Source organism: Ectothiorhodospira mobilis, assembly GCF_016584115.1.
GTDB classification, from domain to species: domain Bacteria; phylum Pseudomonadota; class Gammaproteobacteria; order Ectothiorhodospirales; family Ectothiorhodospiraceae; genus Ectothiorhodospira; species Ectothiorhodospira mobilis.
In genome coordinates this window covers 17928-32807 of record NZ_NRSK01000018.1, presented here as the reverse complement: position 1 = coordinate 32807, position 14880 = coordinate 17928, and the positions used below count along the sequence as shown (strand labels likewise).

Sequence of the window (14880 nt, the reverse complement as noted above, 5' to 3'; positions counted from 1 at the left end):
TAATGCCCGCCCGCTTTTCCCACAGGAGACCCCCATGCGACCCAGTGGCCGCGCCCCGGACGAGCTTCGTCCCATCCGCATCACCCGCCGCTTCACCCGCCACGCCGAGGGCTCGGTACTGGTGGAATACGGCGACACGCGGGTGATCTGCACCGCCAGCGTGGACGAGCGGGTGCCGCCCTTCCTGCGGGGCAAGGGGCGGGGCTGGGTCACCGCCGAATACGGCATGCTGCCCCGGGCCACCCACGACCGCATGGCCCGGGAGGCCGCGCGGGGACGCCAGGGGGGGCGCACCCTGGAGATCCAGCGCCTCATCGGCCGCAGCCTGCGCGCCGCGGTGAACCTGGAGGCCCTGGGGGAACGCCAGATCACCGTGGACTGCGACGTGATCCAGGCCGACGGCGGCACCCGCACCGCCTCCATCACCGGCGGCTACGTGGCCCTGGCGGATGCCATCGCGTCCCTGAGGGCCCGGGACGCCCTGCGCAGGGATCCCCTGTTCGGCAGCGTGGCCGCCGTCTCCACCGGGATCTACAAGGGCACCCCGGTGCTGGACCTGGACTACGCCGAGGACTCCGAGGCGGAGACCGACATGAACGTGGTGATGAACGAGGCCGGGGGCTTCATCGAGGTGCAGGGCACCGCCGAAGGCCACGCCTTCCGACCGGAGGAACTGCAGTCCATGCTGGACCTGGCTCAGAAGGGCATCAGCGAACTCATCACCGCCCAGCAGGCGGCCCTGGCCGAGGGCTGATCCTCCGGATCCCCATCGCTGCAGTATCCGCAACGGGGGGGGGATGTGCGCCGCAGGGAAGCGGCGCGCAAGCCTCCAGGGACGGATCCACGGCGTCCCCTGGAGGGTCTGCCCCCGCAACCCGGTCCAGGGCAGGAGTCCCGTTGCGGGGGGAGATCCGCAAGGGGTGTGCGCCGCAGGGAAGCGGCGCGCAAGCCTCCAGGGACGGATCCACGGCGGCCCCTGGAGGATCCCCCCCCGCAACGGGACGGAAACGCTTGCCTCCATGAATTCCAAGAGGAGAACCCCATGCAGATCGTCCTGGCCACCGGCAACCCCGGCAAGGTGAAGGAATTCCAGCAACTCCTGGCCCCCACCGGCCACCAGGTACGCCCCCAGTCCGACTTCGACGTGCCCGAGGCCGAGGAAACGGGGCTCACCTTCGTGGAGAACGCCATCATCAAGGCCCGCAACGCCGCCCGCCACACCGGCCTGCCCGCCATGGCCGACGACTCCGGCATCGAGGTGGACGCCCTGGACGGGGCCCCCGGCATCTACTCGGCCCGCTACGCCGGTCCCGACGCCGACGCCCGGGCCAACAACCAAAAGCTCCTGGAGGCCCTGCAGGACGTGCCCGAAGCACAGCGCACGGCCCGGTTCCGCTGTGTCATCGCCTTCCTGCGCCACGCCGATGACCCCGCCCCCCTGCTCACCCAGGGCACCTGGACGGGACGCATCGCCCTGGCCTCCGCCGGCGAGGGCGGCCACGGCTACGACCCCGTCTTCCTGGTACCGGAACTGGGCCAGACGGCGGCAGAGATCCATGCCGACGAAAAGAACCGGCGCAGCCACCGGGGCCAGGCCCTGGCCGCCTTCCTCGAGGCCCTGCGCCGGGAAGGCCCCGGCGACCCACAGACCTGACCGCCCTCCGGGCCGGCCCCGACACCCTCCCATGCCCACGCCTCCCCTCGCGCTCTACGTCCACATCCCCTGGTGCGTGCGCAAGTGCCCCTACTGCGACTTCAACTCCCATGGGGCACGGGAGATCCCCGAGGCCGCCTACCTGCAGGCCCTGCTGGCGGACCTGGAGACGGATCTGGAACGACTGCCCCACCGGGCGCTTGAGAGCGTCTTCATCGGCGGCGGCACCCCCAGCCTCTTCTCCCCGCAGACCATCGGCCGGCTGCTGGAACGGGTGGCAAGACGCCCCGGCCTGGCCCATGACGCCGAGATCACCCTGGAGGCCAACCCCGGCACCCTGGAGCAGGCGCGTTTTCGGGGCTTTCGCGACGCCGGGGTCAACCGCCTCTCCATCGGCGCCCAGAGCCTGGATGACACCCTGCTACAGCGTCTGGGGCGGATCCACGACGCCCGCGCCGTGGTGGAGGCCGTCACGGCGGCCCGGGACGCGGGCTTTGCAAACCTCAACCTGGACCTGATGTGCGCCCTGCCGGGACAGACCCCGGCCCAGGCCCGGGCCGACCTGGACGCCGCTCTGGCCCTGGAGCCGGAGCACCTGAGCTGGTACGAACTCACCCTGGAGGCGGAGACCCCCTTTGGCCGGCATCCCCCGGATCTGCCCGACGAGGATACCCGCGCGGCCATGCAGGAGGCGGGGCGGGAGCGGCTACAGCGGGCGGGATTCGAGCACTACGAGGTATCCGCCCACGCCCGCCCCGGACACCGCTGCCGGCACAACCTCAACTACTGGCAGTTCGGCGATTACCTGGGCATCGGCGCCGGGGCCCACGGCAAGCATACCCTGCCGCAGGGGCGCATCCTGCGGCGCTGGAAACGGGCCGATCCCGGGGCCTTCATGGCGGCGGCGATGGCCGGGGATGCCGTCGCCGGGAGCGAGACCCTGGACCCGGCGGAAGCGGCTTTCGACTTTGCGCTCAATGGCCTACGCTTGACCGAAGGGGTGCCGATGAGTCTGTTCACGCAGCGCACGGGGCTGCCGGCGGTGCATCTGGAACCGGCCCGGGGCACGGCCGTGGCCCGGGGGCTGCTGCAGGACCGGCCGGACCGGCTGCGCCCCACGGACCTGGGGCGGCGCTATCTGGACGACCTGGTGGCCCTGTTCATACCGCAGGGGAACTGAACACCGGCAATCCCGGATCCAATGGTTTCCAAGCCTGGCACGAGGAGGATCCCGCCATGACCGATCCCCTGGAAGAAGTGACCGTGGAATGCCCCTGGTGCGGGGCCGTGTTCGACACCCCGGTGGATGTCCAGGAGGCGGGGGACCGCTACGTGGAGGACTGTCCCACCTGCTGCGCCCCCATCGAGTTCCATGTGGCACTGGACCCCACGGGCCGGCTGCAGGTGACGGTGCAGCGGGAGGGGGGCTAAGGGATGCTCAACCGCCGCCGGGGACCCAGGTCATCACCTTCTCCAGCAATGGGGCGTCCAGGGCCGCCTCGGCGGTGAAACGGCCCTCGTAGGCCGCATCCTCCTGATTCAGTTCGTAGCAGTTGGAGCCGGTGATATCCATGAGCACCGCCGGGATGCCGGCAGCGCGGAAGGCATGGGCCCGCTTGAGATAGAAATGCCGGCAGCACATGCCCACGTAGGCCGGCGCGCCCTCGCGCTGCATGCCGCCGAGCACCTCCCGCAGGTGTTCGTAGCGGGTGATGGTGACCACCTGCATGCCCCGGGCCCGGGCCAGGCGGTAGGCCTCCCCCACCTCGCAGCCGCCGCACTCCACGCAATCATCCTCGTGGCGCCACTTGCACCAGGCGGGCTTGGCGCAGTAGGGCACCAGCAGGACCGTGGCCCGGGAGAGGATCTCCGGCGCCGCCTCGCTGCCATCCACCCGGTGCACCATGAGCCGGTTGGCCTCGGCCGCGGTCAGCCCCAGGGCCTGTTCCCCCCGCCGCCCCAGGGCCAGGCGCAGCAGCCGGGCCAGGGGTTCGGGTCCGAACCCCGGCATCTCCGCCCCCACCTCCCGCAGGCGGTGCAGCAGTCGCACCTCCGCCGCCTCCAGGGGCGCCCCCTCCAGGGCCCGGCACAGGTCCGCAAACAGGTGCACGGGGGCAACGTGCACGGCCCCCGCCAGGGTGGCCTCGCGGATATGCGTGCCCGCGGCATCGGGGACGAGGCGCAGGTGGAGCACGCCGCCGGGGGTGGGCAGGAAGGCCCGCCAGCTCTCCCCTTCCTCGGCCTCCCAGTCCACCTGAAGTCCGGGCATCACGCCCGCCGGGTCGGGCACGGGGTCCGCCGTGGCCGCGCATCGGGCCGGGGGTTCCGGGATCGCCTCCAGGGCCAGCTCCTCCATCAGGGCCCCGGTCACCGCCGCCTTCACGGTTTCCGGATCCCGGGGGCCATGGGGCAGGTCCTCCAGGGTGATAAAGCGCTGGCGGGCGCTGAGGATGCCCTCACTGCTGAGCTTCTCCCGGGGGAAGCGCAGCACCTTCAGGAGGGTCTCCACGTCCAGGTATTCCAGGATCACGCCGTGGTAGAGGATGGCCTCCGGCTCCACGGCGAGAAACCCCGCCGCCAGCTTGCGGCCGTCCACTTCCACATCGTTGGGGAAGGCGCTGCGGGCGGGGATGCCCAGGCTGCCCAGGGCCCGGGCCAGGGCCCGGTTTAGACGGGCCATGAGGGCGGTGAGGGTGTCCCCCTCCCCCAGCCAGTCCCGGGGCAGGGTCAGGGTGAGGCAGCACTGGCCGGGGCAGAGATAGAGGGCGCCGCCCCCGGAGAGACGCCGCACCACCGGGATGCCCGCCTCCTCGCAGTAGGCCCCGCGCACAGCATGGCAGGCGGCCTCGAAGCGCCCCATGCTGGCGGTGGGCTCATAGCGGTGGAAACGCAGCCGCGCCTCCCCCAGGGCCACCCCGTCGCGCAGATGCACCCGGTCCCGGGCGGCATGCACCGTCCCCGGGGCCAGGCCCTCGCTCCAGACCCGGCAGGGCCGGGCCGTCATGCGGATAGTCCTTCCTCATGCCAGCACATGCCGGCATCCCCCTGCCAGTAGCCGTTGCAGAACCGGGGAAAGAGGGGTTGCAGACGCTCCAGGGCCTGGGCCGAGGAACGGGTGCCATCGATACAGTCGCGAAAGGCCCGGATCACCTCCAGGGTACCCTCGGGCTCGGGGGAGATGCGCGCCACCTCCACCCCCATGTCCATCAGTTCCGGGAGGGAACCGATGAGGTTGGCGGGATCGGCGGACTGCAGCTGGATGCCGTTGATGGTGAGGAAGGTCTCGCCGTCCTGGGTGGCCATGGGCAGGCCGCCGGGGTAGTCGATGCAGGCCAGCTCACAGGCGTCCTTGGGCACATTGCGGGCGCGGGCGGTGAAACAGCGGGCGGAGAAGGCCAGGGGCAGGCGGCCGAAGGCCAGGACCTCCGTCTCCAGGCCCGCGGGGCGGGCGGCATGCATGGCCGAGAGCACCTGCCGGGACAGCTCCACCGGCATCACCCAGCGCACGGCCCCCAGGTCCGCCAGTTCCGCCAGGGTGGCGGCGTTGTAGGTGTTGATATGCGGGCCGGCGACAAAGGGTCCGCCGGCGCACACCCCCAGGGCGGTGGCGTCGTTGGCCTCCAGCAGGAAGCGCCCGTTGCGCGCCAGGCTCTCCAGGGCCAGGCGCTCGGATTCCGCCTCCATGAGGGCCAGGGTGGAGAGGATCACCGTCTTGCCGGCGGCGGCGAGGCGGTCCCCCAGTTCCAGCCAGTCGGCGAGGCGCAGCTCGCGGCGCTTGGAGCAGACCGTCTCCCCCAGGTAGACGATGTCCACGGGGGCCTGTTCCACCTCGCGGTAGAAGTCCATCACCCGCTCGCGGGGCCAGTAGTATTGGATCGGTCCCAGGGAGAGCTTCATCATTGCCAGGCTCGGTGCAGGGCACCCAGGGTATGGGTGCGTCCTTCGGACATGCCGGAGAGCTGCTGCGCCCATTCCGGCCGCGGCGTGTAGTGTTCGGGATCGGCGTGGCAGGCGTCCAGGGCCTCGCGCATGACCCGGGTGGCCTTGCCCACGTAGGCGGGACTGCGCTGGCGGCCCTCCAGCTTGATGGCGCGCACACCGATGCCCAGCAGGTCCGGGAGGATATCCAGGGTGCTCAGACTGGTGGGTTCCTCGATAGCATAGAGGGTCTCCTGGCCGTCCCCCACCCGGTAGCGCCCCTTGCAGATCACCGGGTAGCCGGCGTTCTCGCCGGGGGCGAAGGTGTCGATGAGCACGCCGTTGAGGCGCGCCTCGCGGCCCCGCTGCGTCTCCACCCAGCGCACGGCGTGGGCCGGGGAGCAGGCGCCGCGGGTGTTGGGGGATTCGCCGGTGGCGTAGGAGGAGAGCATGCAGCGGCCCTCCACCATGACGCAGAGGCTGCCGAAGCCGAATACCTCGATGTCCACCCTGGAGCGCTGGATCACCTGCCCCACCTGGGACAGGGACAGCACCCGGGGCAGCACGGCGCGGCGCACGCCGAAGCGCTCGTGGTAGAAGTTCAGGGCATCGGCGGTGGTGGCCGAGCCCTGCACCGAGAGGTGCAGGGTGAGATCCGGATGGGTGTCGGCGGCGTGGCGCAGCAGGCCCAGGTCCGCCAGGATCACCGCGTCCACCCCCTCGGCGGCGGCGGTGTCCACGGCCTCGGTGGCCGAACGCCACAGATCCGGCTGGGGATAGGTGTTGAGGGCCATGTACACCCGCACCCCCTTGCCATGGGCGTAGGCGATGCCCTTGGCCAGGGCCTTGCGGTCGAAATTCAGGCCGGGGAAGTTGCGGGCGTTGGTCTCCCCCCGCAGGCTCAGATAGACGGCGTCGGCGCCGTTGTCCACGGCCGTGCGCAGGGCGGGCAGGCCGCCCGCGGGGCAGACCAGCTCCATGCGGTGTGCACTCATCGGCAGTTCTCCTGGGTTCCGGGCAGTTCGCATTCCGGCTGCAGGGGGCGCACCCCCTGGCGGGTGTCCCGTTGCCGGAGCGACGCCTCAATGGCGTTGATCACCGTCCACTTGCTGGCGCACCAGTCCGGCGCCAGCAGCAGCGGCTTGCGGGCCGTGGCGGTGAGGCGGTGAAAGACCACCTCGGGGGGGGTCATCTCGATCAGATCCACGGCGGTGGCGACGTACTCATGGAGGCTCCAGGGGCGGTACTCACCGTCCCGCCACTGGCGCGCCAGGCGGGTGCCGCGCACCACGTGCAGGGGGTGCAGCTTGAGACCGTCGGTCCCCTCCTCCAGCACCCGGGCCAGGGTCTGGCGCTGGTGCCAGGGGGTCTCCCCGGGCAGCCCGTGGATGAGGTGGGTGCACACCAGCAGGCCCCGCCCCCGGGCCCTGCGCACGGCGTCGCGGTACTCGGCAAAACCGTGGCCGCGGTTCACCCGGGCCAGGGTCTCGTCGAAGGCCGACTGCAGCCCCAGCTCCAGCCACACGAGAAAGCCCCGCTCCTGATAGGACACCAGCAGGTCCAGCACGGCGTCGGGGACGCAGTCGGGCCGGGTGCCGATGGACAGGCCCACCACCCCGGGCTGGGCCAGGGCGGCGTCGTAGAGGACCTTGAGCCGGTCCACCTCCGCGTAGGTGTTGGTATAGGCCTGGAAATAGGCGATGTAACGGCTGGCGCCGGTGCGCCGGACCACCACCTCCCGGCCCGCCTGCAGCTGCCGCGCCACCTCCCCCCCGTCCTGGCCCTGGGGGGCGAAACTGGCGTTGTTGCAGAAACTGCAGCCCCCCCGCCCCCGGGTACCGTCCATGTTGGGGCAGACAAAGCCGGCGCTCACGGTGAGCTTGTGCACCCGCTCCCCGAAGCGGCGCTTGAGATCCTGCCCCAGCGTGTTGACGCGATCGTTCAGGCCCATGCCGTCACCCCGGGCGCATCGGCGATTTCGACGCAGGCCGGCGGCGCTGCGTTGCGGTCGTGTACATGCTCGGATCACCTCACGGAGTCATGGCCCGAACCGGCCATTTAAACCCAAGTCTGTCCCCCTGTCATGCCTTGGATCAAGTCCAGAAAGCAGGGTTCCGGCAGGCCGCGCCTCCGGGGGTCAGGTCTTGGGCAGGGTGACCCCGCGCTGCCCCTGGTATTTGCCGCCCCGGTCCTTGTAGGAGACGTCGCACATCTCATCGGATTCCAGGAACAGCATCTGCGCCACCCCCTCGTTGGCGTAGATGCGGGCCGGCAGCGGCGTGGTGTTGGAGAATTCCAGGGTCACATGCCCCTCCCATTCCGGCTCCAGGGGGGTCACATTCACGATCACACCGCAATTGCTGACGAAGACGCCAGCCTCCAGGGCAAAATTCCCCGCCTCGGGCACAGTCAGGCAATAGACATCATGATCACCAGGCAAGGTCCGAACCGATTGAACCTTATGATTGCGGGCAGGCTTGGAGCCCTGCCCCCTGAACGCGGCCAATTCATCGGAGAATCGCCGAAAAACCGAGCGGTCACAGTCCAGCAGGCGGGCGGCCCCACGGATTGAGCCAGTGCGCTCAAGGGCTTCCCGAACGGCCTCCGCCGTGATCTCCTCGCGCAGGTTGATGCGTCGTGCCAGGGCCGCTTGCCGAGCGCGGCGCACACCCTGATCCTGGGCCCAGGCATCTCGGGAAATACGCGAAGACCGATCCCGAGCTACCGGATCGGCGTAATAATTCAACAAGGCCTCGCGCTGACGCCCGCGCCGCTCTTCCGTCCAGGATTCGATGCGTTTGCGTCGCAATTCTTCCCGGGCCTGGGCATAACGGGGGTCATTCCAGAACGCTCGTGCACGATGGGACTGGGCAGCCCGGTATTTGGAAAACCACGAGGGGTCCTGGCGTAGCTGTTCCAGGGCCTGGCGAATGGCTGCGCTATGTTCGTCTGGATCGAAGTCTTCGCCAAAACTGTAGGCGTTGTGCAGCCGCAGATGCGCACCGGCTTCCATGCGCTCAATATTCCAGGGCATATTGTTTCTGCGATCCAGATCCTTGTGATGTCGGTGCGTTCCTGGCTGATCGGCATAGATGCCATGACGCAGGTTCCATTCATCTGCCAGGCGGTGAGTGGGATAGAGATGCCCATTCAGGGGCTGGTAGACGACCTCATAGCCCCGGGCGAGCTGGCGGTACAGGGGCATCAACGAATCCCCATCCCGCAACTCGTGGGCCTGTACACGGCGTCCATCACGCCGCAGGAACTCATGATCCGGGGTGCAATGGATCACCTCGCCATTGTCCAGGGTCACTGCCATCAGGGCATCCCGTCCGATGAAGCGGGGCGCCTCCAGCAGCGTCACAATGACCCGACCATGCTCGCCGATGCTATACCCCCAGAACATTTCCCCCTGCTCGGAACGCCTGGCCATGTCCTCCAGCGTGGGGGCCGTGCCATCCGCCAGGGCCACCCGGGTATCCCCCCGAAAACAGCGGGCATAGGTGCTCTTGCCCAAGCAGATGGTGAGCACGCTGCGCGGGATGCGGAAATACTCCACCGTCCGGGCCAGGGCGAAGGAATTGGGGGGGATGATGCAGACGTCCGACTTCACGTTGACGAAGCTGCGCTCGTCAAAGTGCTTGGGGTCCACGACGCTGGAGTTGATGTTGGTGAAGATCTTGAATTCGTCGGCGCAGCGCACGTCGTAGCCGTAGCTGGAGGTGCCGTAGGAGATGATGGGGGCATCCCCGGCGTGGCGCACCTGACCGGGCTCGAAGGGCTCGATCATGCCGTGTTCCGCCGCCATGCGGCGGATCCAGTGGTCGGACTTGATGGACATGGGACGGGGTCCGTAACGGGGCCTGCAAAGCGTGGACGGGGACGGAAAGATACAGGCTGACGGGACAGAGATACAGTCCCGCCAGCCCTGGCCTCAGTCGTTCTCCACCACGATATTGGGGAAGCGGTCGCTGTAGTCCCGGGCCTGCAGGGCCAGACGGGCGGCACTGCGGCGGGCGATGTCGCGGTAGAGTTCGGCGACGCGGCCTTCGGGCTCGGCCGCCACGGTGGGATTGCCGCCGTCCGCCTGCTCCCGGATGCCGATGTCCAGGGGCAGGGCCCCGAGGAACTCGGCCCCGCATTCCCCGGCCATGCGCTCGCCGCCCCCCTGGCCGAAGAGGTATTCCTCGTGGCCGCACTGGGGACAGATGTAGATGCTCATGTTCTCCACCACCCCCAGTACCGGGACATCCACCTTCTCGAACATCTTCAGCCCCTTGCGGGCATCGGACAGGGCGATGTCCTGGGGGGTGGTGATGATGAGGGCGCCGCTGACGGGGATCTTCTGGGCCAGGGTCAGCTGGGTGTCGCCGGTGCCCGGGGGCAGGTCGATGACCAGGTAGTCCAGGTCCTGCCAGTGGGTCTCCCGCAGCAGCTGTTCCAGGGCCTGGGTGACCATGGGGCCACGCCAGATCATGGGGGTGTCCTCCTCGATGAGAAAACCGATGGACATGGCCTGCAGCCCGTGGCCTTCCAGGGGTTCCATGGTCTTGCCGTCGCGGGTCTCGGGCTTGCCGTGGATGCCCAGCATGCGGGGCTGGCTGGGGCCGTAGATGTCGGCATCCAGGATGCCCACGCGGGCGCCATCGGCCGCCAGGGCCAGGGCCAGGTTGACGGCGGTGGTGGACTTGCCCACGCCCCCCTTGCCGGAGGCCACGGCGATGATGTTGCGGATGCCCGGCAGCGGCTTGAGGCTGGACTGCACGGCATGGGGCACGATGCGGGTCTGCACCTCCACCGTCACCTCAGCCACCCCGTCGATGGCCGATACCCGTTCCCGCACCTGTGCCTTCAGGGCCTCGTGCCAGCCGGCGGCGGGATAGCCCAGGCACAGCTGCACCCGCACCCGGCCGGCATCGTCCACCTGGATGTCCTGCACCTCACCGCCGGAGACCAGATCCCGTTGCAGATAGGGGTCCTGGATCTCCTTCAGGACCGTTTCCACCTTGAGCCGCGAGACGTCGGTCATGCCCAACCCCTTGTTCCAGATGCTGTGGTGTATCGAACACGTATGGTACCAGATCCCCGGCCCCGGACCCGCCGGGCGGAGGGGAATCCCCTGATGTCACCATGGCCTTTTTCAGGCCACCCTGATACCATAACGCCACGCTCGGTCTTTTGCATCCCAAAGTCCGCAACCCCGCGGTACGGGACCCTCCCGGCCGGGAGGGAAGACCGGGGATCCGGGCCCCCGGCCCGCGCCATCGCACCTGGCCCTGCAAGGACTCCGCCCCATGCAAGACAGACGCCTCCATGTGCCCGCCCTGGCCACCGGGTTGCGGGCCGCCTTCCGTTCCGGCTACGGCCTCGCCCAGTTGCGCCGCGACCTCATGGCCGGGCTGACCATCGGCATCGTCGCCGTGCCCCTGTCCATGGCCCTGGCCATCGCCACCGGCGTGCCGCCGCAGCACGGCCTCTACACCGCCATCGTCGCCGGCGCGGTGATCGCCCTCACCGGCGGCAGCCGCTTCAGTGTCTCCGGGCCCACGGCGGCCTTCGTGGTGATCCTCCTGCCCATCGTGCAGCAGTACGGCCTGGGCGGACTGCTGCTGGCCACCCTCATGGCGGGTCTGATCCTGCTGGTGCTGGGACTGACGCGCATGGGGGGCTTGATCCGCTTCGTACCCTATCCGGTGGTGCTGGGCTTCACGGCGGGGATCGCCGTGGTCATCGCCGTGCTGCAGATCCCCGACCTGCTGGGGCTGGACCCCGACGGCATGGGGGAACACTTCACCGAGAACGTGGGGCGCATCGTCGCCGCCCTGCCCGGTCTGGATCCGGTGGAGCTGGGCATCGGCCTGATGACCCTGGCGGTCCTGATCCTCTGGCCACGGCTGCGCACCCCCGTACCCGCGCCCCTGGTGGGGCTGGCGGCGGGGGCCCTGGCGGCCTGGGCCGTGAACCACTGGGTGGGCGGGGCAGAGGTGGACACCATCGCCTCGCGCTTCACCTGGACCCTGGACGGGGAATCCGGCACCGGCATCCCGCCGTTGCCCCCCCATTTTCAGGCCCCCTGGCAACTGCCCGGCCCCGACGGCGAACCCCTGGGCCTGAGCTTCGGACTCATCCGCGATCTTGCGGCACCGGCCTTCGCCATCGCCATGCTGGCGGCCATCGAGTCCCTGCTCTGCGCCGTGGTGGCCGACGGCCTCACCCGCACCCGTCACGACCCCAATGCCGAACTGGTGGGTCAGGGCCTGGGCAACATCGCCGCACCCTTCTTCGGCGGCATCACCGCCACCGCCGCCATCGCCCGCACCGCCACCAACATCCGCAGCGGTGCGGTCTCCCCCCTGTCCGCCGTGGTGCATGCCGCCGTGGTGCTGCTGGCGGTGGTGGCCCTGGCCGGGATGCTGGGCCTGGTGCCCATGGCCGCCCTGGCGGCCCTGCTGCTGGTGGTGGCCTGGAACATGAGCGAGGCGCGTCACTTCGTCCACATGCTGCGTTCGGCCCCCGCCGGCGACGTGGCCATCCTGGTGCTGTGCTTCGGGCTCACCGTGCTCTTTGACATGGTGCTGGCGGTGGGCGTGGGGGTGGCCCTGGCGGCGGCTTTGTTCATCCGGCGCATGGCCCTGCTCACCCAGGCGGAGGCGGTGCCGCCGCAGGAGGACCCGGCCATGGGCCACCTGCCCGCCGGCGTGGCCCTCTACGACGTCAACGGACCGCTGTTCTTTGGCGCCGCGGAGAAGGCCCTCACCTCCCTGCACACCGTGGACCCGGGGGTGCGCACCGTGATCCTGGACATGCACGACGTGCCCACCATGGACGCCACGGCCATCGTCGCCCTGCACACCCTCATCCAGGAGATGGAGCGCCAGGGGGTGGCCCTGATCCTGGCGGGCCTGCCCACGCGCATCATCGTCAAGCTGCGCCGCGCCGGCATCCGCAAGCGGGCGGGACGCCTGAGCTATGCCTCCGACCTGGCCCGGGCCGCGGCCGTTGCCCGCCGCTGGCACGGGGCGAAGCGGCCTGCCTCCCCCCGCAATGGATGACGCCACCGCCACGCGGCCCTAGGCCCGGTGGTGGCAAACTTGCTAACGTTGATCTTTTTCATCCTGAACCGAACGCACATGACAGCCCAAAGCCGCGACATCCTGGTCACCAGCGCCCTCCCCTATGCCAACGGCCCCATCCATCTGGGCCACCTGGTGGAATACATCCAGACCGATATCTGGGTGCGCTTCCAGAAGGCCCGTGGGCACCGCTGCCTCTACGTATGCGCCGACGACGCCCACGGCACCCCCATCATGCTCAAGGCCCGCAGCGAGGGCATCCCCCCGGAGGAGCTCATCGAGCGGGTGGGACAGGAACATCAGCGGGATTTCGCGGACTTTCTCGTGGGCTTTGACCACTACCACAGCACCCACTCCCCGGAGAACCGCCACTTCGCCGAACTCATCTACAACCGCCTGAAGGACCAGGGCCACATCACCCGGCGCACCATCCGCCAGGCCTACGACCCGGAGGCGGGGATGTTCCTGCCGGACCGGTTCATCAAGGGGGAATGCCCCCGCTGCGGCGCCCCGGACCAGTACGGCGACTCCTGCGAGGCCTGCGGCGCCACCTACACCCCCACCGATCTCAAGCACCCCGTCTCCGCCATCTCCGGGGCCACGCCGGTGGAGCGGGAATCCGAGCACTTCTTCTTCCGGCTGGCGGACTTCGAGGGCATGCTGCGGGACTGGACCGCCTCCGGCAGCCTGCAGGACGGCATCCGCAACAAGCTCCGGGAGTGGTTCGAGGCCGGACTCAACGACTGGGACATCTCCCGCGATGCCCCCTACTGGGGCTTCGAGATCCCCGACGCCCCGGGCAAATTCTTCTACGTATGGCTGGACGCCCCCATCGGCTACATGGCCAGTTTCCGCCACTACTGCGACCGCCACGGCCTGGACTTCGATGCCTGGTGGGGCGCCGACAGCCGGGCCGAGCTGCATCATTTCATCGGCAAGGACATCGCCTACTTCCACACCCTGTTCTGGCCCGCCATGCTCCACGGCGCGGGCTTTCGCACCCCCACGGCGGTGCACTGCCACGGCTTTCTCACCGTCAACGGCCAGAAGATGTCCAAGTCCCGGGGCACCTTCATCCAGGCCCGCACCTACCTGGAACACCTGCAGCCGGAATACCTGCGCTACTACTTCGCCGCCAAGCTGGGTTCCGGGGTGGACGACATCGACCTGTCCCTGGAGGACTTCACCGCCCGGGTGAACAGCGACCTGGTGGGCAAGGTGGTGAACATCGCCTCCCGCTGCGCCGGTTTCATCCAGAAGCGGTTCGACGGCCGCCTGGCCGACACCCTGCCGGATGCGGACCTGTACGACCGCTTCCGCCGTGCCGGCGAGGAGATCGCCCGGCTCTACGAGGCCCGGGAGTTCGCCCAGGCCATGCGCGAGATCATGGCCCTGGCGGATGTGGCCAACCAGTACGTGGACGAACAAAAGCCCTGGGTGCTGGCCAGGGAGGAGGACACCCTGCCCCGGGTACAGGGGATCTGCACCCAGGGGCTCAACCTGTTCCGGGTGCTGATGGCCTATCTCAAGCCGGTGCTGCCGGCCATGGCGGCCCGGGCCGAGACCTTCCTGGACATCCCGCCCCTCACCTGGGCCGATGTGGAAGAGCCCCTCACGGCCAGCCGCATCCGGCCCTACGAGCCGCTCATGACGCGGGTGGACCCCAAGGCGGTCCAGGCCCTGCTGGAGGCCTCCAGGGAGAACCTCCAGCCGGCACAAACCGCCGTACCCGAAGGCCCCCTGACCCGGGACCCGATCCGGGAGGAGATCGCCTTTGAGGACTTCGCCAAAGTGGATCTGCGCATCGCCCGCATCCAGAAGGCGGAGCACGTGGAGGGGGCCGACAAGCTCCTGCGCCTGACCCTGGACCTGGGGGGCGAGACACGGCAGGTGTTCGCCGGCATCAAGGCGGCGTATGATCCCGCCAGCCTCCAGGGGCGGCTGACGGTGATGGTGGCCAACCTAGCGCCGCGCAAGATGAAGTTCGGCCTCTCCGAAGGGATGGTGCTGGCGGCGGGCCCCGGCGGGAAGGATCTGTTCATCCTCTCTCCGGACACGGGGGCCGAACCCGGGATGCGGGTGAAATAGCCCCGCCCAGGGCCTCATAACACAATCGCATTTAGATATGTATAATCACCACATTCCCGTATTCCGTGCATGGCCGGGGGCCGGCGGGATCGGGGGGCCGCCCGGCGGCGGCGTCACTGAACCAGGGGCCGGCTCACGCCGCGCAGC

At 69.3% G+C, this 14880-nt stretch carries 11 protein-coding genes and 3 pseudogenes; 6 read left to right on the top strand and 8 right to left on the bottom strand.

The annotated features are described in order from the left end of the window. Positions 1-34: 34 nt before the first annotated feature. From rph to CKO33_RS08570, 4 genes are all read left to right on the top strand, one after another. Positions 35-754, top strand: a complete 720-nt coding sequence (gene rph / locus CKO33_RS08585) for a ribonuclease PH (protein WP_200181513.1) — start codon at positions 35-37, stop codon at positions 752-754. A gap of 288 nt (positions 755-1042) precedes the next feature. After that, the gene (gene rdgB / locus CKO33_RS08580) at positions 1043-1654 is read left to right on the top strand and encodes an RdgB/HAM1 family non-canonical purine NTP pyrophosphatase (RefSeq protein ID WP_200181511.1); all 612 of its coding nucleotides are present in this window, start codon (positions 1043-1045) and stop codon (positions 1652-1654) included. A gap of 31 nt (positions 1655-1685) precedes the next feature. Then, on the top strand, positions 1686-2834 hold the full coding sequence (gene hemW / locus CKO33_RS08575; protein WP_200181510.1) for a radical SAM family heme chaperone HemW: 1149 nt from the start codon (positions 1686-1688) through the stop codon (positions 2832-2834). A 56-nt stretch (positions 2835-2890) separates the two neighbouring features. Further along, positions 2891-3085 (top strand): CPXCG motif-containing cysteine-rich protein, encoded by a 195-nt coding sequence (locus tag CKO33_RS08570; protein ID WP_200181504.1) that lies wholly within the window; start codon positions 2891-2893, stop codon positions 3083-3085. Positions 3086-3092: 7 nt separating this feature from the next. On the opposite strand, the gene CKO33_RS08565 is transcribed toward CKO33_RS08570, so the two are convergent. From CKO33_RS08565 to apbC, 8 genes and pseudogenes are all read right to left on the bottom strand, one after another. After that, a complete protein-coding gene (locus tag CKO33_RS08565) occupies positions 3093-4658 on the bottom strand; it encodes a lipoyl protein ligase domain-containing protein (protein ID WP_200181502.1) in 1566 nt (521 codons plus the stop codon). Continuing rightward, complete coding sequence (ubiV, locus tag CKO33_RS08560) at positions 4655-5554, bottom strand: ubiquinone anaerobic biosynthesis protein UbiV (protein ID WP_338081755.1); 900 nt, start codon at positions 5552-5554, stop codon at positions 4655-4657. The genes CKO33_RS08565 and ubiV overlap by 4 nt, the downstream gene beginning before the upstream one ends. Then, on the bottom strand, positions 5551-6552 hold the full coding sequence (ubiU, locus tag CKO33_RS08555) for a ubiquinone anaerobic biosynthesis protein UbiU (RefSeq protein WP_439099431.1): 1002 nt from the start codon (positions 6550-6552) through the stop codon (positions 5551-5553). The genes ubiV and ubiU overlap by 4 nt, the downstream gene beginning before the upstream one ends. Before the next feature lie 11 nt (positions 6553-6563). Continuing rightward, positions 6564-7523: a tRNA modification radical SAM protein MnmL/YtqA gene (gene mnmL, locus CKO33_RS08550; protein WP_200181498.1), complete on the bottom strand. Its 960-nt coding sequence runs from the start codon at positions 7521-7523 to the stop codon at positions 6564-6566. 186 nt (positions 7524-7709) lie between these two features. After that, positions 7710-7934: pseudogene (locus CKO33_RS14010) on the bottom strand (dCTP deaminase); the annotation flags it as partial. Next, positions 7935-9089: pseudogene (locus CKO33_RS08545) on the bottom strand (Hint domain-containing protein); the annotation flags it as partial. It lies immediately after the preceding pseudogene. Then, a pseudogene (locus CKO33_RS13625) lies at positions 9063-9413 on the bottom strand (dCTP deaminase); the annotation flags it as partial. The pseudogenes CKO33_RS13625 and CKO33_RS08545, both read right to left, overlap by 27 nt. 93 nt (positions 9414-9506) lie before the next feature. After that, complete coding sequence (apbC, locus tag CKO33_RS08540) at positions 9507-10601, bottom strand: iron-sulfur cluster carrier protein ApbC (protein ID WP_200181494.1); 1095 nt, start codon at positions 10599-10601, stop codon at positions 9507-9509. A 265-nt stretch (positions 10602-10866) separates the two neighbouring features. Between apbC and dauA the strand changes: the two genes are divergently transcribed. Together dauA and metG are read left to right on the top strand one after the other, a co-directional pair. Next, entirely contained in the window at positions 10867-12624 is a 1758-nt protein-coding gene (gene dauA, locus CKO33_RS08535) for a C4-dicarboxylic acid transporter DauA (RefSeq protein ID WP_200181492.1), read from the top strand. 78 nt (positions 12625-12702) lie between these two features. Then, positions 12703-14733, top strand: a complete 2031-nt coding sequence (metG, locus tag CKO33_RS08530; protein ID WP_200181484.1) for a methionine--tRNA ligase — start codon at positions 12703-12705, stop codon at positions 14731-14733. The last annotated feature ends 147 nt before the right edge of the window (positions 14734-14880 follow it).

What these genes read in the sequence shown, in the direction of transcription:
- dauA (WP_200181492.1), top strand. Translation starts at nt 10,867, where the DNA reads ATGCAAGACAGACGCCTCCATGTGCCCGCCCTGGCCACCGGGTTGCGG.
- CKO33_RS08565 (WP_200181502.1), bottom strand. Translation starts at nt 4,658, where the DNA reads ATGACGGCCCGGCCCTGCCGGGTCTGGAGCGAGGGCCTGGCCCCGGGG.
- ubiU (WP_439099431.1), bottom strand. Translation starts at nt 6,552, where the DNA reads ATGGAGCTGGTCTGCCCCGCGGGCGGCCTGCCCGCCCTGCGCACGGCC.
- mnmL (WP_200181498.1), bottom strand. Translation starts at nt 7,523, where the DNA reads ATGGGCCTGAACGATCGCGTCAACACGCTGGGGCAGGATCTCAAGCGC.
- rdgB (WP_200181511.1), top strand. Translation starts at nt 1,043, where the DNA reads ATGCAGATCGTCCTGGCCACCGGCAACCCCGGCAAGGTGAAGGAATTC.
- hemW (WP_200181510.1), top strand. Translation starts at nt 1,686, where the DNA reads ATGCCCACGCCTCCCCTCGCGCTCTACGTCCACATCCCCTGGTGCGTG.
- ubiV (WP_338081755.1), bottom strand. Translation starts at nt 5,554, where the DNA reads ATGATGAAGCTCTCCCTGGGACCGATCCAATACTACTGGCCCCGCGAG.
- apbC (WP_200181494.1), bottom strand. Translation starts at nt 10,601, where the DNA reads ATGACCGACGTCTCGCGGCTCAAGGTGGAAACGGTCCTGAAGGAGATC.
- metG (WP_200181484.1), top strand. Translation starts at nt 12,703, where the DNA reads ATGACAGCCCAAAGCCGCGACATCCTGGTCACCAGCGCCCTCCCCTAT.
- rph (WP_200181513.1), top strand. Translation starts at nt 35, where the DNA reads ATGCGACCCAGTGGCCGCGCCCCGGACGAGCTTCGTCCCATCCGCATC.
- CKO33_RS08570 (WP_200181504.1), top strand. Translation starts at nt 2,891, where the DNA reads ATGACCGATCCCCTGGAAGAAGTGACCGTGGAATGCCCCTGGTGCGGG.